The sequence below is a fragment of the Haematospirillum sp. H1815 genome (assembly GCF_012102705.1).
GTDB lineage: Bacteria > Pseudomonadota > Alphaproteobacteria > Rhodospirillales > Rhodospirillaceae > Haematospirillum.
Map to the genome: position 1 here is coordinate 116,690 of NZ_JAAVTA010000003.1, position 23,762 is coordinate 140,451.

Consider the following 23,762-nt stretch of genomic DNA (forward strand, 5'->3'; position numbering starts at 1 on the left):
GATCATGACGACTCGCGGGCCAGAATCAGGCGGGCTGCGTCAAGCAAATGATCTGCCACCAAGTCAGGCCGACAGGATTGTTCTGCCTCCGTCACAGTTCCCTTGCCAGTACGGACCAGAACTGTTCCGGCCCCGACAGCCTGACCAAGGCCAATATCGGCCGCCTTGTCGCCAATCATCCATGACGCAGACGGATCAAATCCCAACGTGCGGGAAGCCTCCAGCACCAGGCCAGGCATAGGCTTCCGGCACGTGCATCCATCTGACGGACCGTGAGGACAAAAGAAATACCCATCAATCACAATGTTCTCCAGGGCAAGGATTGCATCAAGACGGGCATGGATATCAGACAAGAGGGCCGGGGTAAGCAACCCGCGGGCAATGCCGGACTGGTTGGTCAGCACAACAAAGCGAAAACCAGCCCCGGCAAGAGCCTTTAGTCCGGCCACAGCGTGCTGTTCCAGACAGAGATCATCCGGATCGGACAGGTAATGAACGTCAACATTCAACGTTCCATCACGGTCCAGCATGATATAACGGGCAGCCACAGCGCGTCCTTTCGGAAAATCTCCACAACCAGCCCCTTGCAAAACCGGAATGGCGGCACTATTGTGCGCGCCTTGGCGATGCTTCGGGTCAAAATCGCATCCTGGGATGTATGGGATAGCCCATCCGCCCCGAAACAGGAAGCATGGAGCGTATGCCGCAGTAGCTCAGCTGGTAGAGCAACGCATTCGTAATGCGTGGGTCGGGGGTTCAAGTCCCTTCTGCGGCACCATCTTCCTCCTGCCAGTTCCGGAAACATATCCCTGAATTCATACGTAGTGACGGTGACAGGGGTTGCCCTCGCCGAATCCGGGGTATGCACGCTCTGTCGGCCGCACGCCTGAACCATCACCAGAGACAAACCTCCAAACCACACCCTATGACCGGCATTGTTGACCTGCCGGCTACACATGGCCGCACGGTTCAATACATTTCTTGCGCAGCCTTGACTACAAGGGCAGATTGCATACAGCAGGACAGAGGTTTCTGTGATTGCTGACCCGGGACGTTGCCTCCTTGCTATTCCCATGTATGCGGCCCGGCGGGGCCATCCGAGCGCACCAGGATTAACCCATGCCTGAGATCAAGCAGTCCTACACCCTGTCCTGTCCATCGGACTTCCGGGATTCCATTCTTGCCCTGGCCCACAGACGACGCGTCAATGCCGCCGACGTGGCCCGGTCCGTCATGCTGGTCGTTCCTGAACACGTTATTGAATCCTTTGCAGACCCGGGGGAACCTGTCCGGGATGACCGTGAAACGGTAGTGCTGAAGTCCGGAAGGGCCGAAGGCCGCCCCTGGCGGCGCAAGCCACGTTTGCAGGTTCGCCTCCCATCGGGGCTGGAGATCCCTTTTATACGCAAGGCCCTCAACCTGGCGCTTGCCTTGGACTATGGAGCGTTACAGCTGAAATTGGGACCGACGGAAGAGGAAGCTCCGTCACCTCCTCCTCCCCCCGTGCCACCTCCCGAACCGGCGCCATCCATCAGCACCCTGCATAACGAAGAGTCGCGCGATTACGATGCTGAAAGGCGCGAGCTTCACGACGAGCTGGAGCAACTTCGTGCAACGGTCAGCGTCCTCGCCTTCGACCCTATTCCCGGGGGCATCACATCACGGGCCGAAGCCCTGCACGTTCTGGGTTTCCCTCCCTACTCTGACCCTGACGCCCGCATGATCAGGCTGCGTTTCCGTATGCTGGCCACGGTCCACCACCCGGACAACCCGTACGGAAGTCATAGCCGGATGAGCCAACTCAATGCGGCCATGGATCTCCTGCGCAAGGCGCGCCCACATTGAAAGATGTTCAGATACCGGAACGAACCCCGGCTTCCAACGCCAGCTGGTCAATCCGGAGAGCAAGATCGACATCACGCTCGCTCAACCCACCAGCATCATGGGTGGACAGGGTTATCTCGACACGGTTCCAGACGTTGAACCACTCAGGATGATGGTTTATCGCCTCGGCAGCCAGAGCAACCCGGCTCATGAAACCAAACGCCTGACTAAAGTCGGAGAACACAAGACTGCGGAACAGGGCATCGCGACCGGGCACCATGCTCCACAGCGGAAGCTGCTGCCCCAGTTCAGCCCTGCGGCTCGTTGTCAGGGGAACGACCATTTTTCTTCCCTCTCTTCGCCTGCCCTGCCGAACCCGGCATCACCAGGGCAGAATTGCAATAGCCCAAGAAACACACGAACCACGGCATGCTACAAGGATCCGCCTGTCCGTACAGGAACAAAGAAGCACAGCCTTATATTTCTCTGCCGTCGTCCCGGACCGGAATACTGATGCACAACCGGCAAAGATCCTGGAAACTTGGTGCCCCATGTCACCGTTTGCACAGCGGGTTTCTGTCCTGGATTGTTCAACGATGACATGGGGCGGGTCAAGTCAACACCCTGATCCGTCTGCCTGCTCCTCTCAAGGGATGCCATGATGCCGCCTGCCAGGACCCCCGTCACATCTCTTGATCCAGAGATACTGCGCCGTACAGTACACCCGGCAGAAATCCCCTTTGCGATTTCATCCGACCTTCCCCCCAGCCATGAAGAAACCCTCCACCCTGTTGGCCAATCGCGTGCCGTTGAGGCAGTACACTTTGCAATCAGCATGTCTGCCCTAGGCTATAATTTGTTCTGTATGGGTCCGGAAGGTACAGGAAAAGCAAGCCTTATCCGGCGATTTGTAGGGGAAGCCGCAGCATCAAGATCACCCGCACGGGACTGGTGTTATGTGTATAATTTTGAAGACAATTACAGACCAAAGGCACTGGGCCTGCCGGCAGGTCGGGCCAGGGCATTTGCAAAAGCCATGGCGGCCCTTGTGGAAGAACTGCGTCACGCCCTTCCCGCAGCCTTTGAAACCGAGGAATATCACAGCCGCCAGCGCAACATCGAAGAGGATTTCCGCCAGCGCCGTGAAACAGCCCTGGACGAACACCGTCGGGCAGCAGAGGCCGATGGCATTGCCCTGGTTCGCACACCGATGGGCCTGACCCTGGCACCGGAGCGAAACGGAGAGGCACTGGGACCGGATGACTTCAGCCATCTGCCCGAGGACGAGCAGAAAGCCCTGAAGGAAACAATCAGCCGCCTGCAGGATGCCCTGGAAGAAACCGTGCGACGGATCCCACAGTGGGAACGCGAAAAACGCGAGCAAGGCCGCATCCTGGACCACGAACTGACCGGATCTGTCCTGGACCGTGAAATGGCTTCCATCCGGGGCGCGTTTTCCGGCGATGACTGCCGTGAAGCCATGGAATATCTTGATGCCGTGCGGGCCGATATTCTTGAGAACAGCGTCCTGTTCCTCCCGGACGGTGACGAGGATGACGACGAGAACGTACCCGCCATGATCCGCAAGGCCGGTGATGATCTCCGTTTCCGGCGCTATCATGTCAACGTCCTGATTGACCACGGGGATGCCGCCGGGGCTCCGCTGATCATCGAGGATCACCCGACACAGCCCGGCCTGGTGGGCCGTATTGAATACCGCCAACATCTCGGAACCCTGAGCACCGATTTCCACCTGCTGCGCCCCGGCGCCCTGCACCGGGCCAACGGTGGTTTCCTGGTCATGGAAGCACGGAAGCTGATGGCCAATCCCTTTGCCTGGGAAGATCTGAAACGATCCCTGCGCAACCGGGAAATCCGGATCGAAGCCCCCGGAACATCATGGGGCATCATGTCAACGCAGAGCATGGAACCCGAACCCATTCCCCTGAACCTGAAGGTGGTTCTTCTGGGAGAACCAGCCCTTTATTACCTGCTGGCAGAAAGCGATCCTGATTTTCGTGAGCTGTTCAAGGTTGTTGCCGACTTTGACACCGTCTTCCCCCGCGAACCACGCACCATACGCGGCATGTCCCTCCTTCTGGCAGAGATAGGACAACGCAAAAACCTTCCTCCCCTGGAAGCCGAAGCGGTAGCCTGCATCATCGAGCATGGAAGCCGTCTGGCAGAAGATGCCGGGAAGCTGACCGCCAGCGTGGGGGCGCTGACCGACTTGCTGCGTGAGGCGGCATGGGTTGCCGGGCAGGAAGCATGCAAAACCGTACAAGCCAAGCACGTCAAGAAGGCTATACAGGCACAGCGCCGGCGATCAGACCGTATTCCTGTTGCCATGCAGGAAGATATTACCCGCAACACCATTACCATCCAGACCGATGGATCGGCAGTCGGGCAAGTCAACGGACTTGCTATTATCGGCATCGGAACGGAAGAATTCGGCAAGCCATCACGTATCACAGCCAGGGTTCGGGTGGGGCGCGGTGATTTTGATGATATCGAACGGGAAGTTGACCTGGGAGGACCAACCCACTCAAAGGGCATGCTGATCCTGTCCTCGTTCCTGCGCAGCCGGTTCGGGAATGACGGGCCGATCCTGTTCTCGGCCAGCATTACTTTTGAGCAATCCTATGGCATGATCGACGGAGATTCTGCTTCCTCCACCGAACTGTATGCGCTTTTGTCCGCTCTGGCCGATACGCCTGTTGACCAGGGTAAAGCGGTGACCGGATCGGTTGACCAGTTCGGCGCTGTTCAGGCCGTTGGCGGCATCAATGAAAAGATCGAGGGTTTCTTTGACCTCTGCGAGGCCCGCAGCCTGACAGGACGACAGGGCGTCATTATCCCGCAAACCAACATCATCAATCTGATGCTGCGTGAAGATGTTGTTGATGCCTGCCGCCGGCAGATGTTCCACGTGTGGCCGATCACACATGTCGATGACGGCATTGCCCTTCTTACCGGACTCCCTGCCGGGGAACAGGACAGCACGACCGGCCAATGGACACCGGGCAGCATAAACCGCCGTATAGCATCACGCCTGAAAACATTCGCACGAATTGCTGCACAGGAAGCCGATGGTAACAGTGACAGCACGGGATCATGGGGCGGAACACAGGGAGCAGCCGGCGACCGACGGTCCTGATGACAGCACAGCAGGCACCAATATCGCAGTCAGCCCGGACACGGACAGCAAGACGGAGCACGTTCCGTATAGGCTGACTGCGGCGATTGCCTTGCCATCCATACCGTCCCTATGGCAGGAAACATGCGTCGGTGTGCTTCCCCTCCACGACTGGAAGAGAGTAACATGCGACGCCGCTATCTGCGGCAATACGGGTGCCTGGTTGCCTGGATTCGTGATCATCGAAAGACAGAAACGCCCTGTCCCCGTTCTGTAATTTTTGCCCTGCTGTACAAGGAACCCTTCCCTCATGGCCCGCGCCCAAGCAGACAACAACAGCCTCCTGTCCTCCGGAGCCAGACACGCTCTGGCCCTGATCGGGCGTCGTCTTGGTGGCCTGATTCTGCTTGCTGGGTCCTTTGCCCTTGGAACAGCCTTGGCTACCTATGTACCAACGGATCCATCCCTGAACACAGCCGGACCTCACCTGGTCAACAACGCATTGGGGAAACCCGGTGCATTGTTTGCCGATGCCATGATACAGGGGTTGGGCATGGCCTCTGCCCTACCAGTACTGATGCTGTCTGCCTGGGGCATCCGCCTGATTCTGGCCGGGCGTATTACATGGGGCTGGCTACGCTTGGTCCTGTGCATACCAGGATCAATGATGATCAGCATTGTTCCCGCCTGGCTGCCTCGGCCTGTTTCATGGACAGCTCCAACCGGAACTGGGGGCCTGACTGGATCACTGTTACTGGAAGGCGCACATCAGAGCCTGATGACCGGTATAGGATCTGTCTCCCTGATGTGGGTTGTGGTCCTGTTGTGCGGCTTGGCCGGTACAGCCCTGATCCTGTGGACCTCCATGCTGCGCTGGCGGGAATTTCGGGCTCTGGCAAAAGCCCTGTCCACCGCCGGCCGTCAAACGGGTCGAGCCATACAAGCTGTTGTCAGTTGGCGCCCGTTCCCTGCCAAGGGTACCGAGTATGAAGATACAAACAATGAAAACCTTGCGTGGCATTCCCCCTCTTCCAGCTTGAACGAAGGATCCGCCCAGCGCCGGGGGCCCGATCCGTACACAAGAACAGAACCCAGGATGGAGCCTGTTCCGGGACCATCACACGCTCCGGATCCTGTGGTGCCATTGGAACAAACAACGGAGTACGAGGGAGATACGATCACCATTGTGCCTCCGACAACACACAAAAACGCATCACGCGCTCATGCACAGGCCCCCACTCCCCAATCTGTCCATGACTTGGCTCCTGCACGGCACCAGGGCTTCCAGATCCCGCCCCTAGATCTCCTATCCCTGCCTGTTGCCTTGCAAGGCGCCCTTCAGGATGACCGCCTCCTGTCCACCAACGCACGTCTTCTGGAAAGTGTGCTGCAGGACTTTGGTGTCAACGGGCGGATTGTGGAAATTCGACCCGGCCCGGTTGTCACCCTGTATGCCCTTGATCCCGCACCGGGAACCAAGACAAGCCGGGTGATCAGTCTGGCAGACGACATCGCCCGGTCGATGAGTGCATTGAGTGTGCGCATCGCCGTTGTACCGGGGCAGTCCACAATCGGGATCGAGCTACCAAACAGTACACGTGAAATGGTCAGCTTCCGGGCCCTTCTGTCCGATGACAGCTTCAATGAACATCCAGAGGGTCTGATCCTGGCGCTGGGCCGCGATATCGGCGGAAGCCCGGTGCAGGTTGACCTGTCCCGGATGCCACACCTGTTGATCGCAGGCACAACGGGGTCCGGAAAGTCAGTGGCTGTCAACACCATGATCTGCTCCCTGCTGTTCCGGATGACCCCGGACCAGGTGCGCTTTATCATGATAGATCCCAAGATGCTGGAGCTGTCTGTCTATGATGGTATTCCACATCTTCTGTCCCCGGTTGTAACCGACCCGGGAAAAGCCGTGGTTGCCCTGAAATGGGCCGTGCGGGAGATGGAAACCCGCTACCGCGCCATGAGCCAGATGGGTGTCCGCAATATCGGGGGCTATAACCAGAAACTGCGCGAGGCCAGCACCCGTGGCGAGCCTCTGACACGAACAGTGCAGACCGGCTTTGACCCCGAGACCGGCAAGCCTGTTTTCGAAGAACAGCAGCTGGACACCACGCCCCTTCCCTACATCGTGGTGATTGTCGACGAAATGGCCGACCTGATGCTGGTTGCCGGAAAGGATGTGGAATCAGCCATCCAGCGCCTTGCACAGATGGCCAGAGCGGCAGGGATCCATCTGATCATGGCTACTCAGCGCCCCAGCGTCGATGTGATCACCGGTACCATCAAGGCCAACTTCCCGACCCGCATTTCATTCCAGGTCACCAGCAAGATCGACAGCCGTACTATTTTGGGTGAGCAGGGTGCTGAACAGCTTCTGGGGCAGGGTGATATGCTGTACATGGCAGCAGGCGGACGGATCACCCGTGTGCATGGGCCCTTTGTATCGGATGCCGAGGTGGAAGAGGTCGCCACGTTCCTGCGTGCCCAGGGTGCGCCCGATTATGTGGGTGCCATCCTTGAGGACACAACGGAAACGCAGGCCCTTCCGGGAACGGAGGGACTGGATGCGGGAAGTGACAGCCCGGGTGGACTGTTTGACCAGGCGGTTGCCCTGGTCGCACGGGAACGGAAGGCATCGACCAGCTTCATCCAGCGCCACCTGCAGATCGGTTACAACCGCGCCGCCCGCATCATTGAACAAATGGAAAAGGAAGGCATGGTGTCGCGGGCCAATCACGTCGGAAAGCGCGAGGTTCTTCTTCCTCCCCCACATGATGAAGCAGGATAGAGGCGTCCTGTCCACAGGGCCGGAGGGCAACTGGTTTCTCTGGACAACACAGCCGGTTGCCGACAGAGTCCGCACCAAGAATACCCTGCCCGGCGGAGAGTCCCCATGAACACAACTGTCCTTTCCGATACCACCCTGAAAGCAGACGTTGTTGTGGTCGGGGGAGGACTGGTTGGTGGAACGCTGGCGTGCGCACTGGCTACACATGGCATACCGGTCCTGTGTGTGGATACGGAGCAACCCGCCACGCTGACAGCCCCCACACAGGATGGTCGCTGCTCTGCCATTGCACTGGCTTGCCAGAAGGTTCTGGACGCCGTTGGTATCTGGAAGCACATGCGTGAGTCCGTACAGCCCATACTGGATATCAGGGTCACGGACAGCAACAGCCCCTTGCACCTGCACTATGATCACCGCGAGATCGGAAGCCCCATGGGCTATATGGCCGGGAACACGGTCATCCGTCAGGCTGTTCTGGCCCGCCTGAAAGAGCTGAAGCTGGCAACACTGGCTGCTCCAGCCCGTGTTGTGGAAACCAGCCGGAGCATAGACACCGTTCTGGTCAAGCTGGATGATGGCCGCGTTATCCGGACATCGCTGCTGGTGGCGGCCGACGGGCGCAACAGCCGGATCCGGGATATGGCCGGCATACCTGTTGCGCAGGGCCTTCCCTATCATCAGACCGGTATTGTACTGACGGTGCGCCATGAGAAGCATCATCGTGGCATTGCGCACGAACGTTTCCTTCCCGCAGGTCCCTTTGCCATCCTGCCGTTGGTGGGTGGGTATCATTCCTCACTCGTCTGGACCGAGAGCAGTACAACAGCCAAAAGCCTTCTCGCTTTGACTGATGACGCATTCCAGGAGGAGCTCGTCCAGCGCTTTGGCACCTTCCTGGGGAAGATTGATGTTGTCAGCCCCCGGTTCTCCTACCCGCTATCCCTGCAACACGCCCTTCGCTATACAGACCGGAGGCTGGTTCTGGTTGGCGATGCGGCCCATGGCATGCACCCGGTTGCCGGGCAGGGCATGAACTTTGGCCTGCGGGACGTCGCCGCTCTGGTGGAGGAGATTGTCAAGGCCCGCAGGCTTGGGCTGGATGTCGGAACCGGAACTGTCCTTGAGTCCTATCAACGCTGGCGCCGTTTCGATAATGTCCTGATGCTGGGCATGACCGACGCCTTGGTGCGGCTGTTCTCCAATGATAATGTCCCGCTTCGGCTGGCCCGGACCATGGGACTGGCCGCCGTCAACCAGATGCCGGGTCTCCGTCGTTTCTTCATGCGCCATGCCATGGGCGAAGTTGGTGATCTGCCCCGCCTGATGCGCGGTCTGCCCGTCTAGGCGTCAGCGGGAAGCCAGCATAATCTCCAGCGCCGGAATCCCCTCTATACTTGCATGGACCTTATCACCGGGCTGCAAGGCGGCGACACCTTCGGGCGTACCGGTAAAGATCAAGTCCCCGGGAGAAAGACGGACCAAGCGCGACAGATGAACCAGAATGCCAACCGGCCCCAGAATCATGTCTTCCAGCTTCCCGTCCTGACGAACACGACCATTGACAGCCAGCTGTATAGCACCGCGCAATGGCGCCGCTTCCATGGGCATGATGGTTCCCACCGGGGCAGACAAGTCAAATCCCTTGGCCATATCCCAAGGGCGCCCCATGCTCTTGGCTTCAGCCTGTAGATCCCGTCGCGTCAGGTCAATGCCGACAGCGCACCCGAACAAGCACGCCCCGGCAGCCTGTTCATCAAGATCCTCACCCCCGGCCTTCAGGGCAAGAACCAGCTCGACCTCGTGATGAAGGTTGGAGGTGACCGACGGGAACGGAATGGAAGACCCGTTTTCGCAAACCGCATCAGCCGGTTTTGAGAAGAAAAATGGTGCCTCTGCGGCTGGGTCACGCCCCATTTCACGGGCATGAGCGGCATAATTGCTCCCGACACAGAAAATACGACGAACCGGAAAGCGGTCGCTTGTTCCATGCACAGCAACAGATGAGGGAGGACATTCTGGAATCACAAAACCCACCACGCTCTCCTTATCTGAAGCAGGACGCCAAGACGCACCATATGCAAGGACATTAAAGCCGTACGATGCAGGAGACAACAGGATCTGTTTTGCGGAAAGGGGTGAGCGCCCGGTCAGGGGGGAACCGGGCGCTCTGCTCCGGTAAAGGAGCTCGGAAGGGGCAGGGGAGGCCACCTTCCGGGGGGAAGGACGGGCACAAGTTGCGCCCTGTCCGTGACGACAGGATCTATGGCATAGCCCGCAGCAACACCAGCATCGGTGTCGCATAACAGACCCCTGCAATTTGCATGGCACACCAACAATAGGCATGCAATGCATTGAAATATCATCTATATCGTGCTGGCAAATTGCTCCAGGAGAACAGGCCCTGGTCAAAAGACAACCCCGTACGGACGGAAAACAAGGACACCGCTGTTTCTAGATCACGGGCATCACGAACCCGCCACTGGCGCAGCTCGAAGGGGTGTTCGGTAAAGACCAGCATCAAGGACCCGGCAGCAGGATCATCCGCCATCACCAGCTCGATCTCCGCAACACCGGCAGCACGGCGTATATCTTTCAGAACAATATCAGGATCAGAGAAACGGGGATTCTTGCGCAGCAAAATGCCGGCCGGCGTTGAATCAAGGGGGAGATTGCTGACCTGCCCCACTTCATTATCAATAAAGACCAGCCACGTCCCATCCGCGACAACCTTAATCTTTGACGGCGGGTCATAGGTGAGGCTCATCTTGCCCGGTCGCTGAATGGACACGGTGCCCTCACTGGAAGATCCATCACTGCTGATTTGAAGAAAGCGGGCCTGCATCGTGCGTACAGTCCCGAGTGTCTCTTCGGCTCGCTTCAGAAGCGCCGTCTCTTCTGCATTCGGACGATAGGGAACCGCACCGGATGGGGAAGCAGAAGCCGTCAGACCGGAGCACATGAGAACAAGAAAAGACGCAGCCAGAATACAGCGTCGCAAAAACAGCAGGATCAAAGCCGGAAACTCCACGTTGCCCGTACAGCAGTCAAGAATTGACTTCACAGGTAACGGAGCATCAAGCCCGAGGCAAGGTATTCCGGAAGGACGAATGATCTGGCGACGAGCGTGTCTGTGGTGCAACACAAGACTGATCATCGGGAATGCTTTCGTCCGACCCACGACGCCGTTCCGCCAGTGCCACCATCAATGTTCCCAGTGTACGGGGATCAAGCCCCCTGCATATAACCATACTCGCGTCCCCCGAACGGGCCGGGACATCCCTGATCCCGGACTTTGAGCAAATACCCAATCAACGCATGCAGTGTAATTTTGGCCCTGAAAAATTGCAAACGATTTGCAATTGCATTTATCGGCAAGGAACGATACAGTCACCTCGTTCACGATTCAGATGGGCCCATGTGGTGCGGACCGGTGCGGGTTTGAAAGGGCTGATCTGGATTGCTGAACCGGGTGATTATCAACCCGTCTCCTGTACCCCGGGTTCCGGCCTCTGCCTGTCGCCTCTCCTGCCGATGTGTCGCTCTCTCCCGACATTCCCGACATCGGCTCCCTGCAAGAAGCGAAAGGCAGGACCGGAACCCGGATACAAAGCAACAAAACCGACCACCCCGGCAATGTGACCAAGGCGCCAGATAGCCGCATGTTGAACTTGAGGATGATAATGGATTGCATTACATTCCAAGCAGGCAGTTTTCCCGATATCCATTGCGGATTGTCCCGAAATCAGTTGGTTAGTGGGTATGGAGCGTCCCATTCATGTATGTGTGCCTTTGCAATGACCTGAAATGCCGCGATGTGCGGACCGCACGGGATTCAGGCGCCAGAACCCCCTCCCAGGTCTTCCGCGCACACGGACTGCAACCACGGTGCGGCAAGTGCATAGACTGCATGAGGGTGATCCTGGACGAAGGAGAGCAACAGGCCTCGATGCCAAGGGCATCATGAGAACGCTTCTCAAGTTATTCCGAAAACTGGAAAAACATGTTCTACGGCAGTAGTATTCGCGGCAACGGGAATGTTTGCTGTGGAGAGCACCATGAAGGGCGACAAAGAGATCATCAAGCACCTGAACAAGGTCTTGAGAAATGAACTGACAGCCATAAACCAGTATTTCCTTCACGCACGCATGCTACAGGACCAGGGGCTGGAGCGTCTGGGGCAGCATGAGTACCGGGAGTCGATTGAAGAAATGCACCATGCCGACTGGATGGTAAAGCGGATCCTCTTCCTGGAAGGACTTCCGAACCTGCAAGACCTGGGCAAGTTGATGATCGGGGAGAATGTTGCGGAAATTCTCGCAAATGACCTGAAACTGGAACATGGAGCCCGCAATGATGTTGTGGATGCCATTGTCGCCTGCGAGAAAGCGCGTGACTTCATTTCGCGGGAAAAACTGAAAGAAATCCTCGATGCCACAGAAGAGCATATAGACTATCTGGAGACCCAGATTTCCCTTCTGGAAAAGGTGGGCCTACAGAACTATATCCAGTCACAAATGGCCCCGGCAGACGGCGCAACATCCTGATCCTTTAATACAGATTGTCTCAGGAATATTCGCTTTCTGCACACTTTGGCCTATAGTCCCGGCGTGTCCTCAGTTGATCCGGAAAGTACGAGTTTCTGCCATGACATCTCCCTCTCGCCCCGGCCGCCCTGTTGTCCTCTGCATCCTTGATGGCTGGGGGTACCGGCCCGAGCGTGACAACAATGCCATCGCCCTTGCCCATACGCCGGTATGGGACCGCATGCTGGCGGAGTGTCCCGGCAGTCTTCTGGAAACCTCGGGACTTGATGTTGGCCTGCCGGACGGCCAGATGGGCAACTCGGAAGTCGGGCATATGAACATTGGTGCCGGGCGGATCGTGATGCAGGATCTGCCCCGCATTGATGCCTGTGTTGCAGACAACGGCCTTGGCCGCATAGAGTCCTTCGGTCGCTTTGTCAGCAAGGTTCGCCAGGGCAGTGGAACGGTTCACCTGATGGGGCTTCTCTCTCCCGGCGGTGTGCACAGCCATCAGGATCACATGGCAGCCCTTGCCGCAACACTGGGAGCAGAAGGACTGAAGGTCTGCCTGCACATTTTCACGGATGGAAGGGATACGCCACCCCGTTCCGCACGGGGTTTCATCGAAGCATTCCTGACCAAAACCCGTGACGTCCCCAATCTTTCCCTTGCAACGCTTGGCGGGCGTTACTACGCCATGGACCGTGACAACCGCTGGGATCGTGTACAGCTGGCATACGACGCGATGGTATACGCAAAGGGCGAGCGTGCTCCCAATGCTGTCGCAGCGATGGATGCATCCTATGCCGCAGCTGTCGGTGACGAGTTTGTGCGCCCGTGTGTTCTGGGCAACTATGCAGGCATGAAGGATGGTGACGGGATTCTGGTGGCCAATTTCCGGGCTGACCGGGCGCGGGAGATAACGCGGGCCCTTCTGGATCCGGGGTTTGATGGTTTCAGCCGCGGGAATGGCCCGGCTTTCTCGGCGGCACTGGGTATGACCGAATATTCTAGGGCCCATACCGCCTTCATGGATACCCTGTTCCCGCCCGACCCCCTGTCCGACATCCTTGGGGAGGTCGTCTCCCGCGCCGGGTTGTCACAGCTCCGCATTGCCGAAACGGAGAAATATGCCCACGTGACGTTCTTCCTCAACGGGGGCGAAGAAACCGTTTATCCCGGCGAAGACCGTATTCTGGTTCCCAGCCCCAAGGTTGCCACCTATGACCTGCAGCCGGAAATGTCTGCGCCGGAGGTCACACACCACCTGGAAGAGGCCATCCGTTCAGGACGCTATGACCTGATCGTCGTCAATTATGCCAATGGAGACATGGTGGGACATACAGGCATCCTGGAAGCCGCCATCAAAGCCGCTGAAGCTGTTGATCACGGGCTGGGCCGCCTGGAGCAGGCCATCCGTGACAGCGGGGGAACCATGATTGTCACGGCTGATCACGGTAACGCAGAATTGATGAAAGATCCTGAAACCGGAGAGCCTTATACCCAGCATACTGTCGGCAAGGTTCACGCTCTCCTGGTGAACGGGCCAAAGGCTGTGACCCGGCTTCGTGATGGCAGGCTGTCCGACCTGGCTCCCACGGTCCTTGCGTTGATGGGGCTGCCCCAACCCGCTGCCATGACCGGACGCTGCCTGCTTGACCAGGAGGCAACCAACGCGACACGGGGGTCTGTGGCTTTTGGCTGACAGACATAGCCCTGTCCGGGAGGTCATGCTGGTTTTTCGTATACTGCTTGTCTTTGCTGTCCTGTGCGCAGCAGCCCCGCCAACCGGTGCTGCACCGCCTTCTGCATCCGAAAAGGAGCTGAAAAAGCTGGAAAAGCAGCTTCAGGAAAGCCGGGATCATGAAAAACAGTTGGGCGAAAAGGCCAGCGGGCTGGGAAAGGAACTGGAAACACTGCGCGAAGAAATCGTTGCCGCCGCCCGTTCGGCACAGGACAACGAAGAACTGCTCTCGGCTCTGGAACGGCGCGTTCGTGACCTGGGTCAGAAAGAGAAAGATCTTCAGGCACACTTGGGAGACCGCGAGAGCCAGATGGCAACCGTTCTGGGCGGCCTGGAACGTCTGGCCATACGTCCACCGGAAGTTCTGGTCCTGCAACCCGGCCACCATGACGATACGATTCGAAGCGCCATCCTGTTACGCGCTGTTATTCCCGAACTTCAGAAGAAAGCAGGCTCCCTGCGCAAGGAACTTGCAGGTTTGTCGACCATCCGACGTGAATTGTCCACCCGACGCGCCGAACTGGCCACAGCCGTGACCAGACTGGACCGTCAGCATGCCCGACTGGCAACACTCTACGCACGCAAGGCAAAACTGGCCGAGAGCACTGAAGCCGAGCGCAAGGCGGCTGCCAGTCGCGCTGAACAACTGGCCCGGAACGCCGGGGATCTCAGGGATCTTCTGGCAAAACTGGAGGAAGACCGGCGCCGGCGTGAAGCAGAAACAAAACGGCTGGCACGGCTGGCCATGCCAAAACCGCCCGCACCTGAACCCGGCCCGTCACTGGACAGCCAGCGCGGCACAATGGCCTTGCCGGCGCGCGGACAGATTGTGATGCGCTACGGCGAAGAAACAGAAGAAGGGCTGAGCGCACGTGGTGTGACCATCCGGACACGCCCCGGAGCACAGGTAACTGCCCCGGCTACAGGAACAGTTGCCTTTGCCGGACCGTTCAGGGGATACGGGCTACTCTTGATCATGGAGCATAGCGGTGGCTATCATGTCCTTCTGTCCGGTATGTCCCGTATCGATGCCGTTGTTGGTCAGAGCCTTCGCTCGGGAGAACCGGTCGGCATCATGGGGCCGGGTGACGGTACGCGGCTTTATGTGGAATTACGCCGGGATGGGCAACCCGTTAACCCCCTCCCCTGGCTCTCTGCTCGCAAAGGTTAGAACTGGCTGATGATGCGGAAGTCCCTTATTGCGGCGTTGGCCGTCCTGTTTCTGTCCCTGCCTGTGGGGGTGACACTGGTCTTCCCCTCGTTGCAGGCACAAGCTAAAGCCGACGCATCAACCTATCGTCTGCTTGACCTGTTCGGCACCGTCTTTGAACGTGTACGACGCGATTACGTCGAGGATGTCACCGACCAGCAGCTGGTGGAGTCCGCCATCAACGGCATGCTGACCAGTCTCGACCCTCATTCGTCCTACCTGAATGCCGAAAGCTTCCGTGACATGCAAACCCAGACACGGGGGGAATTTGGCGGCCTGGGAATCGAGGTGTCGATGGAGAATGGCTTGGTCAAGGTTGTCTCTCCCATTGATGACACACCAGCTTTCCGGGCGGGATTAAAACCAGGTGACTATATCATACGCCTTGATGACAAACAGGTTCTGGGCATGACTCTTCAGGATGCTGTCGAGCATATGCGCGGCAAGGCCGGCAGTGAAATTGTGCTGACCATACGCCGGGAGGGACGTGATCCATTCGAGGTCAAACTGGTTCGTGATGTTATCAAGATCCGTTCAGCCCGCGCCAAGGCAGAAGGTGATATTGGCTATATTCGCCTGACAGCCTTCAACGAAAAAACATTTGATGCCATGCGGGATGGGATCGAGAAACTCAACAAGGATATTGGGCCGGACAAGATCCGTGGCTTTGTGCTGGATCTTCGCAATAACCCTGGCGGTCTTTTTGACCAGGCTATCGCCGTGTCGGATGCTTTCCTTGATTCCGGTGAAATTGTCTCCACCCGGTCACGCCGAAGTGATGATACCCAACGCTATAATGCGCAGAAGGGCGACCTGACCGGGGGGCTTCCCATGGTGGTCCTGATTAATGATGGCTCTGCCTCATCCTCGGAAATCGTTGCCGGGGCCCTGCAGGACCACCATCGGGCCATTGTGGTCGGAACCCGCAGCTTCGGAAAGGGATCGGTCCAGACGGTCATTCCGCTGGCCGGGCACGGCGCCATGCGCCTGACAACCGCGCGTTACTTTACCCCCTCCGGCCGTTCGATCCAGGCCGTCGGGATCGAGCCTGATATCGAGGTCAACGCCAGCTCCCAACCAGTTCGCAGCCGCAGTGAGGCCGATCTGCCCAATGCGCTCAGCAACCCGGATGAGAAGGTCAACAGAAGCAAGCGCTCGACATCACAGCCGAACTTGGCGGATGAGAAAGCGGAGCAGGCAGCCCCCCATGTCGGCGTAGCCCAAGGCAAACCCGAGGAAGATCTGCAACTGGCACGGGCCCTGGATATCCTGAGAGGGGTTGCACTCGAACGCCAGAAACAAACACGGCTCCAATAGCCTGTAATGCCGGGCAGTAAGGATTTCGTTAGGGGTTATCTGATTACTGTTTGACGTCGGGCTACTCTTGTCCGACATCCTGACTTCTGGGGAATGGCGTGGCGTTTTCGTTGAAATCGCTGTTCGGCGGCAAAAAGGAATCGGCAGACAGTTCTGGCGAGGATGAGCTGCCGTTTCGCCCCGAGCCGGAAGAAATACCGGAGTCAGAAGTACGGCGTATCGAAGAGGAAAAGAAGCCGAAGCCTGGCCTTCTGGACAAAATTCTGGGCAAGGGAAAAAAGAAAAAGAAGGGAAAAAAGGGCAGCAAGGGGGATGACGCCAACGCGGCGGGCGAAGGGGCTGATCCCCTTGACAATCCTGCCCTTTTGGCCCTGATTGCCTCGGAAGTTGCTGATCTCCCCCCTCCGGAAACAGCCGGGGATGATGGAGCCGCAGCAGAACCCGGTACTCCCGCCGGTCCAGGCCCATCTCCAGCTGATGCCGTGATGCCTGACGACGAAGCCGCAGGCATGGATGATGTCGTCGGCATTGAGGATGAAGGTGGCAGCCCAGATCTGGATGACTTTGATTTACCCCCGGTCCTGTCAGGCCCGGACAGGGCAGAGCAGGACTGGCGCAATCGCCAGAGGAAGCAGGCCCTGATCGGGTCCGTTCTAGCCATACTCCTTCTGGGTGGGGGAGGCGGGGCCTTGTGGTGGTTCATGCAGCCAAAACCACTGCCGCCTGAGGTTGATCCAGGGCTGGTTGTCATCAATGAAAAGGGCGAAGCTGTTGCTGTCCCTGCGCCAGAGCCCATGGCATCGGGCGACAAGGTCAGCCTCATGATGCCTCCCCCACCAGCCAATCCGGAACCGCTTCCAGAGCCAAAACTGGCCGAAGGCGCATCGGATCCATCCGGGGAACGATCCAAAAACCGGCGCCCATGGCTGGCCGGGGACGGAACACAACCGCTTCCGACAGATCAGGCCACACCCCCTGCACAGACAACAGAGGCTGGAAAAACTGAGGCTGCCGAGAAACCAGCCGAACCCACACCTCCGCCCCCGAACGAAACAGCCGCCGCACCGGCCGTGGAAACGGCACAGCCCCCTCCTGCGGCACCAAAAGCACCCGAGCCAGCAAAGACTACGGTTATTGCAGGACTACCCCCATTCCGGGACCCGGTTCTTCCAGAACCCCGCAAACCGGGACAGGCGATGCCAAGCTATGCAGCTATTCCGGTAAACAAGGGTGATCCGAAAGGACTGGAACCCGCACCGGATCCAAGCCTGATCAGGACATCGCGTTTTGGCCCGCTCCCCATGATCAGCAGCGAAGGAAAAATGCCGTGGAAGGTTTATCGCAGGCCTGCGCCCGACACCAAGGGACCCAAAATAGGGGTTGTGATCGGGGGGCTTGGCCTGCACCCGGAGGCAACGGAAACAGCCATCACCAAACTGCCACCTGACATTACGCTCTCGTTCAGTCCCTATGCCCCGCAGCTTGAAAACCTGGTGCAGCGGGCCCGCTCCTATGGGCACGAGGTCATGCTGGACCTCCCCATGGAAGAACTGACCTTTCCTTCGGCAGACCCCGGTCCCCTTGGTCTGCTGACAGCGCTGCCACCGTCCGAAAACCTGACGCGTCTGGAGATGGTCATGGGCAAGGCTGGGGGATACGTCGGGCTTCTGGGGCGTCCCGGTCACTTTACCGGCTCGGGCCTGCCGATGCAGGCCGTTCTCGATGCCCTAGGGAAATCCGGGATCCTGTACATTCAGGCTGGCATGCCCCCTGCCACAGACGGCGCTGACAAGAAGGGCAATCTGTCCGGCTATCGCAAGGATACAGGCCCTGTAGCGGTCTCTGACCTGACCATAGAAGCCCGCTCCTGGCGTTCTTCTGTTGATGCACGCCTTGAATATGCCGCCCACATGGCCAAGACACGCGGCACGGCGCTGGTTGTCCTGTTCCCGTCTCCCCTGACCTTCGAACGCCTGATGGCCTGGAACAAAGGGCTGGCAACCAACGGAACACGGCTGGTTCCCGCAACCGCTGTGGTCAACACGTCGGCAAGCTGATAGGGTCGTCGGTCTTTTGTTCCCCCCCCTGAAGGGTGTTGACCACTGATGACCCCGTCCCTGAAAACAGATCTCCCCTGGCGTCCCTGTGCGGGCATCATGCTTGTAAACCAGCGCAACGAGGTTTTTGTCGCACAGCGCCTTGATACGGAACAAAACGCCTGGCAAATGCCACAGGGAGGCATAGATCGCGGTGAAGACCCACGAGATGCAGCCCTGCGCGAACTGAAGGAAGAAATTGGCACCAACAAGGCTGAAATCATTGCGGAGATGGAAGAGTGGGTACGCTATGACCTGCCCGATGACTTGATCGGAAAGGTCTGGAAAGGGCGCTGGCGGGGGCAGGAACAAAAATGGTTCCTGATGCGCTTCACAGGACACGACCGTGACATTTGTCTGGACACGGAACACCCTGAATTTTCAGACTGGCGATGGGTGCCGCTTCGCGATGTCCCCGACCTTGTTGTACCCTTCAAGCAAGCTATCTATCGCCAGGTCTGCGCCGCATTTGCCCCGCACCTGGCCTGATACCGGAAAAGTGTCAGAACATCCGGATCAAGCGCTGCAGATAGTCCTGCTCCTGACGATCCAGATTGCCCTCGGCAGCACGCCGTCGCAGCTCCTGCAGAAGGTCACGCGCCCGGGTGCGTTCCGGTTTGGTCGGGACCTTCTCACCATGAAGGGTCATGCCTTCACCGGGACGTCCTGCCGGATCCAGCCCCCCTGCCCCCGCAGAAGCCGGCAAGAGGCCAATTGTCTGCCCCAGGTTCTGCATCATGGTTTGTGAAACATCACGACGGGCCTGGCGCAAAGCCTCCAATGCCTCCCCCTGAGCTTGCTGCCCCAGATCAGGACGGGATTCACCCAGCGCACGGGATGCCGTATCCATATGATCCCCGGCAACACCGAACCATTCCGGAACCGAACCGGTTTTACGGCCAACCTGCCCGCCCAGTGCCCGCAGCTGACCGCGTAAGCTTTCCTGCCGCCCCGCCAACTCTGCGGCAGGGAAAGTCCAGAACCCGGAATGGCGTGCTACAGACGGCAGGGCTGTCCCTTCTGCCATTGTGGAAAAGGTATCTTCCAGAAGTTGCTCCTGGCCCCGGACAAGACGGTCAAACCCGGTCATGATATCCCTCATGTCCCGCAGCTCGCCGGATGCCGACGAAAAGCGCGCATTCCGTAATCCGGAGAGCACAGCATCAACATGCTCGGCCAGGGCACGGGCGGCATCCTGTGCCCCCAGGCGGGTCAGCTCTTCCAGTTCAGCCAGCATCTTCTCCAAGGCAAGGTCACCAGCCTGAATATTTGGTCCAAGGGAGTCCGCCAACTCATCCAGCTCATCCAAAGACAATCCACCACCACGGCCGACGATGTCCTGTAGCAGAGACACAAGGGCACGACGAACCGCGTTGATGGCATCCGCCACCGCCTTGGGATCCCCTGCATTAAGAAGATCCAGCCTGGCTTGCTCCAGCTGGGTTCGTGCATTGTCGATGGTGCCATCCTCTATCCGCAAGGCCAGGTTCCAGAGAAGATCGGCCACAGATTCAGGTGGATGCACAGCAAAGGCAGGTGACAAACGCAATGCCGCAATCCGCAACCCAAGAAAGACAACTGGGTCCTGACCAAAATCATCCGGCCTGAGGGACAGGTCATCAAGGCGTCTCCAGACCTCTGCTTTCTGTGCAGGTGACCCCGTGAAAAGAATCTTGCGGGCCGACGCCAGAAGAGCCGCGACCGGATGCGTGAACTGCCGCTCTGGCAAATGCGTTGCATACCAGTCTGAAGATACTGTGTGGCTGGCCCCGTCAGAAACCAACACCCTGACCTCAACATCGTGCCCAGCCCAGGGATGCCCAGCAAGATCCAACAGAACGGTGGTATCAACATGGGGCGAAGGCAAACCGGGAACAGGAAGTGGATAGGAACGGGCAACAAAGTCCATATCCATTTCCGGCTCCCCCGGACGACGCAATTCGAGGCGGGCTTCTGTCACGCCGTAATCATCAGCAGCAGCAACATGCAACGAAAGACGGGGGTCCGGACCATCCGGTGTCGTGGCCGCGACAAGGGATCCTCCTGCAACAGACGGTGGTGTATCCGGAAGGATGGCCAACTTCTGCCTGGCGCTATACCAAAGCCCGCGCTGTATCCGGAGTTCAATACCAGATCCGGCATCATCCGTTAAAAGAGCTGTCATACGGGCTGTATCATGGCCACTGTCCTCGAAGGGAACAGGGGTATCACCAAGATACCCGACCGGCAGACCGGGGCCATGAACCAGGACCAGAAGGGAACTTCCCTCCGGTACATCAAGCGTGCCCCCGTCCATAACCCGGCGAACAGAGGGCAACCGGGTATACTCCGGGGGTGTTATCCAAATCTCGGCACTCAGGGATCCGGTCAAGGATGGCGTCAGGGCCGCAGACAGACGGTCTGCAGACTGGGGGCCAGAGACAAATAAACCAACCGCCAGGGCCAGGACCGGAACCGCCCGGACCGCAAGAGGATCACGGTCCGCGATATGGGGAGCAGGCCAGGATACCTGCAAGAACCCGGCTTCAAACAGCATCTGCCGGTGATGCCTCTGCCAGAGTTCATGCGTTGCGGGATCAAGCACAACAAACGGACGATCACACAGGGCAGTCAGAGGCCGTGCTGTATGCCCACGCTCCAGGCGATGCAAGGCATCCCATATGTCTGGGCAGCAAAAACTGGACAGCCCGTACCACAAGGCAAACACAAGAATGACCAGAAACAGGATGAACGACACCAGATGCCAACCGGTTCCGGAGGCCGGTATCCCCCCCAGAAGGGACAGTGCGATAAATCCGAGAACAACAGACCAAGGTATCCACAATGCCTGCCATAGACGTTCCCAAAGCAGGAAGAGCCAGGACAGGAACAGCCGCCATTGCAGGATGCGGGGCAGAATCAGCAGGGGCATCATCATGCCCCCAGTTTACGAGGCCATCCATCAAGGACGAAGACGGCGCAGGCACGCTGTCACAAACAAGACCATCACAAGGTGCCGAAATCCTGAAAAGTAACGGAATATCAGGGGCTGAGCCGATATCCCCCTTCTTCAGTCAGTAACAGGGTTGTCTCGCCGCTGACAGGTTCAATCTTTTGACGCAGCCGGTAGATATGAGTCTCCAGCGTATGAGTACTGACAGCGGCATTATATCCCCACACCTCATGCAGCAGGGTTTCCCGGTCCACTGCCCGCCCCTGCCGGTACAGATACTTGAGGATTGCAGCTTCTTTCTCCGTCAGGCGAATCTTCCGCCCCGAAGCTTCTTCCAACATCTTTGACGCAGGCACAAAACGATAGGGGCCAACAGCAAACACAGCATCATCAGACTGACGGTGCTGACGCATATGCGCCCTGAGACGGGCCAGCAACACAGCCATACGGAACGGCTTGGTCACGTAGTCATTAGCCCCGGCTTCCAAGCCCGTTACCGTATCGTATTCACTATCAAGACTTGTCAGCATAATAATAGGGCAGCGCACACCCCCTGCCCTCAACTGGCGACAGACATCACGCCCGTCCATATCCGGAAGGCCTAGGTCCAGCAAAATAAGATCCAGCGGAACAGGGGAGGATGTCGCGGCACAGATTGCCTCACCCCCTGAAGCCGCTTCGGTTACAGTGGCAATATCATCCTGGTCCTGAAGCTGCATCGCAAGAGTGCGCCGCAGAACCACATCATCATCAACAAGGAGTATAAAACGGCCATCGGCCATGGGCGGACACTCCTCTGCCTCAAGACAACACGCTACAAATGCGGGGGTAACCGGGGAAAAATTCCCGCCAGTGCAAAAACACTGTCTTTTCACAACGCCAATACTGTCCTATCTACCATCGGGAAGCGCGGACGCCAAGCCCGTGACCACTTTCTTCTACAAACCGGGTCATCCATGACCCGACCCGGTAGTCAGGATTCCGACATTCCAGCATGACCAGACCCGTCCCACCCACCAGTTCTCCACCTCCGTCTGCCCTTGTGGCCGTGGACCGTGTTGTTGCCGAGTTCCGGCGCGGTGGCACTGTTGTTTTAACAGATCTTACGGGGAAAGGCCTGCTGATCCAGTCAGCCGAAACACTTACAGAAGAAAGCCTGGAACGCTTTGGTCATCTGATAGATACAGCGCCGGCTCTGCTGATGACAGGCCGACGGGCAGAGGCTCTTGGGTACGAGGCAACAGACGCACCAGTCATAGCGTTCCGGTCTCCCACCCCTCTTACGGTCGATCAGGTGACCATGCTTGGTGATCCCGTACACGGAACAGACCATGCCCGCCCGGCGATGGCATGTGCGGAAAACTCCATGCATGAAGGAGCACCGGAAAGTCTGGAACACGCTGCCGTCCTTCTGGCCAAGATTGCGCGCCTGCTGCCTGTTGTGGTGGCCACTCCTCTGCACGGGCATACCGATATACGACACTGGGCTGCCGAGCGCGACCTTCTGACCGTTGATAGTACCCATATCCTGTCCTACCTGCCGGCGGCAGCCCGCAGTCTTCGCCCGGTTGGGGATGCCCGGGTTCCGCTGCAGGGTGCCGAGAACACCCGTATCGTAGCCTTCCGCCCAGCCGATGGTGGAATCGAGCATCTGGCCATCATCATCGGAAACCCGGATCCGGAACAACCCGTGCTGGTACGTCTGCACTCGGAATGTTTCACCGGGGATCTGCTGGGGTCGCTGCGTTGCGACTGTGGTGACCAACTGCGCGGGGCTATCGATGTCATCGCCCACGAGGGAAGCGGGGTTCTTCTGTACTTGGCACAGGAAGGCCGGGGTATTGGCCTGGTCAACAAGCTACGCGCCTATCATTTGCAGGACCGTGGGTTTGACACCATGGATGCCAACGGGCAGCTGGGATTCCATGATGATGAGCGCCTGTTCCTGCCTGCCGCCGAAATGCTTCTGCAACTGGGCTTCAGCCGGGTTCGTCTGTTGACAAATAATCCTGACAAGGTTGCCGCGCTCGCCCGTCATGGCATCCGCATTGATGAACGTGTGGCCCACGTCTTTGCCAGCAACGTGCACAACCTGTCCTATCTGCGAACCAAAGCCGAAAAAGGTGGGCACATCCTCTAGGACCAGGCGGCACATTTTGCCGACCGACAAAAACGATCTACGC

Annotated in this window: 19 protein-coding genes and 1 tRNA gene; 13 read left to right on the forward strand and 7 right to left on the reverse strand. The window is 58.3% G+C overall.

Annotated elements, in window-relative coordinates; genetic code table 11:
* Positions 1-2 precede the first annotated feature (2 nt).
* The gene (locus HEQ60_RS04360; protein ID WP_322099290.1) at positions 3-548 is read right to left on the reverse strand and encodes an HAD family hydrolase; all 546 of its coding nucleotides are present in this window, start codon (positions 546-548) and stop codon (positions 3-5) included.
* 154 nt (positions 549-702) lie between these two features.
* On the opposite strand from HEQ60_RS04360, the gene HEQ60_RS04365 reads away from it, so the two are divergent.
* Both HEQ60_RS04365 and HEQ60_RS04370 read left to right on the forward strand, forming a co-directional pair.
* Positions 703-778: transfer RNA gene (locus tag HEQ60_RS04365), tRNA-Thr, on the forward strand.
* Between the two features lie 341 nt (positions 779-1,119).
* Positions 1,120-1,845 carry a J domain-containing protein gene (locus HEQ60_RS04370; RefSeq protein ID WP_168069882.1) on the forward strand — a complete coding sequence of 242 codons (726 nt, stop codon included), beginning with the start codon at positions 1,120-1,122 and terminating at the stop codon, positions 1,843-1,845.
* Positions 1,846-1,852: 7 nt separating this feature from the next.
* Here HEQ60_RS04370 and HEQ60_RS04375 read toward each other — a convergent pair whose 3' ends face one another.
* Complete coding sequence (locus tag HEQ60_RS04375) at positions 1,853-2,167, reverse strand: 4a-hydroxytetrahydrobiopterin dehydratase (protein ID WP_168069884.1); 315 nt, start codon at positions 2,165-2,167, stop codon at positions 1,853-1,855.
* Between the two features lie 315 nt (positions 2,168-2,482).
* Between HEQ60_RS04375 and HEQ60_RS04380 the strand changes: the two genes are divergently transcribed.
* From HEQ60_RS04380 to HEQ60_RS04390, 3 genes are all read left to right on the forward strand, one after another.
* On the forward strand, positions 2,483-4,981 hold the full coding sequence (locus HEQ60_RS04380) for a Lon protease family protein (RefSeq protein WP_168069886.1): 2,499 nt from the start codon (positions 2,483-2,485) through the stop codon (positions 4,979-4,981).
* Between the two features lie 289 nt (positions 4,982-5,270).
* Positions 5,271-7,757 (forward strand): DNA translocase FtsK, encoded by a 2,487-nt coding sequence (locus tag HEQ60_RS04385; protein ID WP_168069888.1) that lies wholly within the window; start codon positions 5,271-5,273, stop codon positions 7,755-7,757.
* Positions 7,758-7,862: 105 nt separating this feature from the next.
* A complete protein-coding gene (locus tag HEQ60_RS04390) occupies positions 7,863-9,101 on the forward strand; it encodes a UbiH/UbiF/VisC/COQ6 family ubiquinone biosynthesis hydroxylase (RefSeq protein ID WP_168069890.1) in 1,239 nt (412 codons plus the stop codon).
* Between the two features lie 3 nt (positions 9,102-9,104).
* On the opposite strand, the gene HEQ60_RS04395 is transcribed toward HEQ60_RS04390, so the two are convergent.
* The 3 genes from HEQ60_RS04395 to HEQ60_RS04405 all read right to left on the reverse strand — a co-directional run bounded on the left by HEQ60_RS04395 (position 9,105) and on the right by HEQ60_RS04405 (position 11,005).
* Complete coding sequence (locus tag HEQ60_RS04395) at positions 9,105-9,791, reverse strand: fumarylacetoacetate hydrolase family protein (protein WP_416046631.1); 687 nt, start codon at positions 9,789-9,791, stop codon at positions 9,105-9,107.
* A gap of 325 nt (positions 9,792-10,116) precedes the next feature.
* Entirely contained in the window at positions 10,117-10,770 is a 654-nt protein-coding gene (locus HEQ60_RS04400) for a LolA family protein (RefSeq protein WP_168069895.1), read from the reverse strand.
* 61 nt (positions 10,771-10,831) lie between these two features.
* Positions 10,832-11,005, reverse strand: a complete 174-nt coding sequence (locus HEQ60_RS04405; protein ID WP_168069897.1) for a hypothetical protein — start codon at positions 11,003-11,005, stop codon at positions 10,832-10,834.
* A 527-nt stretch (positions 11,006-11,532) separates the two neighbouring features.
* Between HEQ60_RS04405 and HEQ60_RS04410 the strand changes: the two genes are divergently transcribed.
* From HEQ60_RS04410 to HEQ60_RS04440, 7 genes are all read left to right on the forward strand, one after another.
* Positions 11,533-11,721, forward strand: a complete 189-nt coding sequence (locus HEQ60_RS04410; protein ID WP_168069899.1) for a bacterioferritin-associated ferredoxin — start codon at positions 11,533-11,535, stop codon at positions 11,719-11,721.
* A 91-nt stretch (positions 11,722-11,812) separates the two neighbouring features.
* Positions 11,813-12,301 carry a bacterioferritin gene (bfr, locus tag HEQ60_RS04415; protein WP_168069901.1) on the forward strand — a complete coding sequence of 163 codons (489 nt, stop codon included), beginning with the start codon at positions 11,813-11,815 and terminating at the stop codon, positions 12,299-12,301.
* A gap of 100 nt (positions 12,302-12,401) precedes the next feature.
* Positions 12,402-13,985 carry a 2,3-bisphosphoglycerate-independent phosphoglycerate mutase gene (gene gpmI, locus HEQ60_RS04420; RefSeq protein WP_168069903.1) on the forward strand — a complete coding sequence of 528 codons (1,584 nt, stop codon included), beginning with the start codon at positions 12,402-12,404 and terminating at the stop codon, positions 13,983-13,985.
* Positions 13,986-14,010: 25 nt separating this feature from the next.
* A complete protein-coding gene (locus HEQ60_RS04425) occupies positions 14,011-15,195 on the forward strand; it encodes a murein hydrolase activator EnvC family protein (protein ID WP_168069905.1) in 1,185 nt (394 codons plus the stop codon).
* A 9-nt stretch (positions 15,196-15,204) separates the two neighbouring features.
* Positions 15,205-16,551: a S41 family peptidase gene (locus HEQ60_RS04430; protein ID WP_168069907.1), complete on the forward strand. Its 1,347-nt coding sequence runs from the start codon at positions 15,205-15,207 to the stop codon at positions 16,549-16,551.
* Between the two features lie 98 nt (positions 16,552-16,649).
* Positions 16,650-18,608 carry a divergent polysaccharide deacetylase family protein gene (locus HEQ60_RS10845; RefSeq protein WP_168069909.1) on the forward strand — a complete coding sequence of 653 codons (1,959 nt, stop codon included), beginning with the start codon at positions 16,650-16,652 and terminating at the stop codon, positions 18,606-18,608.
* Between the two features lie 48 nt (positions 18,609-18,656).
* Positions 18,657-19,136, forward strand: coding sequence for an RNA pyrophosphohydrolase (locus HEQ60_RS04440; RefSeq protein WP_168069911.1), 480 nt, complete (start codon positions 18,657-18,659; stop codon positions 19,134-19,136).
* Between the two features lie 13 nt (positions 19,137-19,149).
* Here the strand turns inward: HEQ60_RS04440 and HEQ60_RS04445 are convergent, their stop codons facing one another.
* On the reverse strand, positions 19,150-21,564 hold the full coding sequence (locus HEQ60_RS04445) for a DUF4175 domain-containing protein (RefSeq protein ID WP_168069914.1): 2,415 nt from the start codon (positions 21,562-21,564) through the stop codon (positions 19,150-19,152).
* Between the two features lie 104 nt (positions 21,565-21,668).
* Positions 21,669-22,361: a response regulator transcription factor gene (locus HEQ60_RS04450; RefSeq protein ID WP_066133514.1), complete on the reverse strand. Its 693-nt coding sequence runs from the start codon at positions 22,359-22,361 to the stop codon at positions 21,669-21,671.
* Positions 22,362-22,573: 212 nt separating this feature from the next.
* Here HEQ60_RS04450 and ribA point away from each other — a divergent pair, with 212 nt between their 5' ends.
* A complete protein-coding gene (gene ribA, locus HEQ60_RS04455; RefSeq protein WP_168069916.1) occupies positions 22,574-23,719 on the forward strand; it encodes a GTP cyclohydrolase II in 1,146 nt (381 codons plus the stop codon).
* Positions 23,720-23,762: the final 43 nt, after the last annotated feature.

Bases quoted from the DNA above. Each gene is read 5' to 3' on its own strand.
- HEQ60_RS04370 (WP_168069882.1), top strand. From the start codon at position 1,120: ATGCCTGAGATCAAGCAGTCCTACACCCTGTCCTGTCCATCGGACTTC.
- HEQ60_RS04375 (WP_168069884.1), bottom strand. From the start codon at position 2,167: ATGGTCGTTCCCCTGACAACGAGCCGCAGGGCTGAACTGGGGCAGCAG.
- HEQ60_RS04380 (WP_168069886.1), top strand. From the start codon at position 2,483: ATGATGCCGCCTGCCAGGACCCCCGTCACATCTCTTGATCCAGAGATA.
- HEQ60_RS04385 (WP_168069888.1), top strand. From the start codon at position 5,271: ATGGCCCGCGCCCAAGCAGACAACAACAGCCTCCTGTCCTCCGGAGCC.
- HEQ60_RS04390 (WP_168069890.1), top strand. From the start codon at position 7,863: ATGAACACAACTGTCCTTTCCGATACCACCCTGAAAGCAGACGTTGTT.
- HEQ60_RS04405 (WP_168069897.1), bottom strand. From the start codon at position 11,005: ATGGTTATATGCAGGGGGCTTGATCCCCGTACACTGGGAACATTGATG.
- HEQ60_RS04410 (WP_168069899.1), top strand. From the start codon at position 11,533: ATGTATGTGTGCCTTTGCAATGACCTGAAATGCCGCGATGTGCGGACC.
- bfr (WP_168069901.1), top strand. From the start codon at position 11,813: ATGAAGGGCGACAAAGAGATCATCAAGCACCTGAACAAGGTCTTGAGA.
- gpmI (WP_168069903.1), top strand. From the start codon at position 12,402: ATGACATCTCCCTCTCGCCCCGGCCGCCCTGTTGTCCTCTGCATCCTT.
- HEQ60_RS04425 (WP_168069905.1), top strand. From the start codon at position 14,011: ATGCTGGTTTTTCGTATACTGCTTGTCTTTGCTGTCCTGTGCGCAGCA.
- HEQ60_RS04430 (WP_168069907.1), top strand. From the start codon at position 15,205: ATGATGCGGAAGTCCCTTATTGCGGCGTTGGCCGTCCTGTTTCTGTCC.
- HEQ60_RS04440 (WP_168069911.1), top strand. From the start codon at position 18,657: ATGACCCCGTCCCTGAAAACAGATCTCCCCTGGCGTCCCTGTGCGGGC.
- HEQ60_RS04445 (WP_168069914.1), bottom strand. From the start codon at position 21,564: ATGATGATGCCCCTGCTGATTCTGCCCCGCATCCTGCAATGGCGGCTG.
- HEQ60_RS04450 (WP_066133514.1), bottom strand. From the start codon at position 22,361: ATGGCCGATGGCCGTTTTATACTCCTTGTTGATGATGATGTGGTTCTG.
- ribA (WP_168069916.1), top strand. From the start codon at position 22,574: ATGACCAGACCCGTCCCACCCACCAGTTCTCCACCTCCGTCTGCCCTT.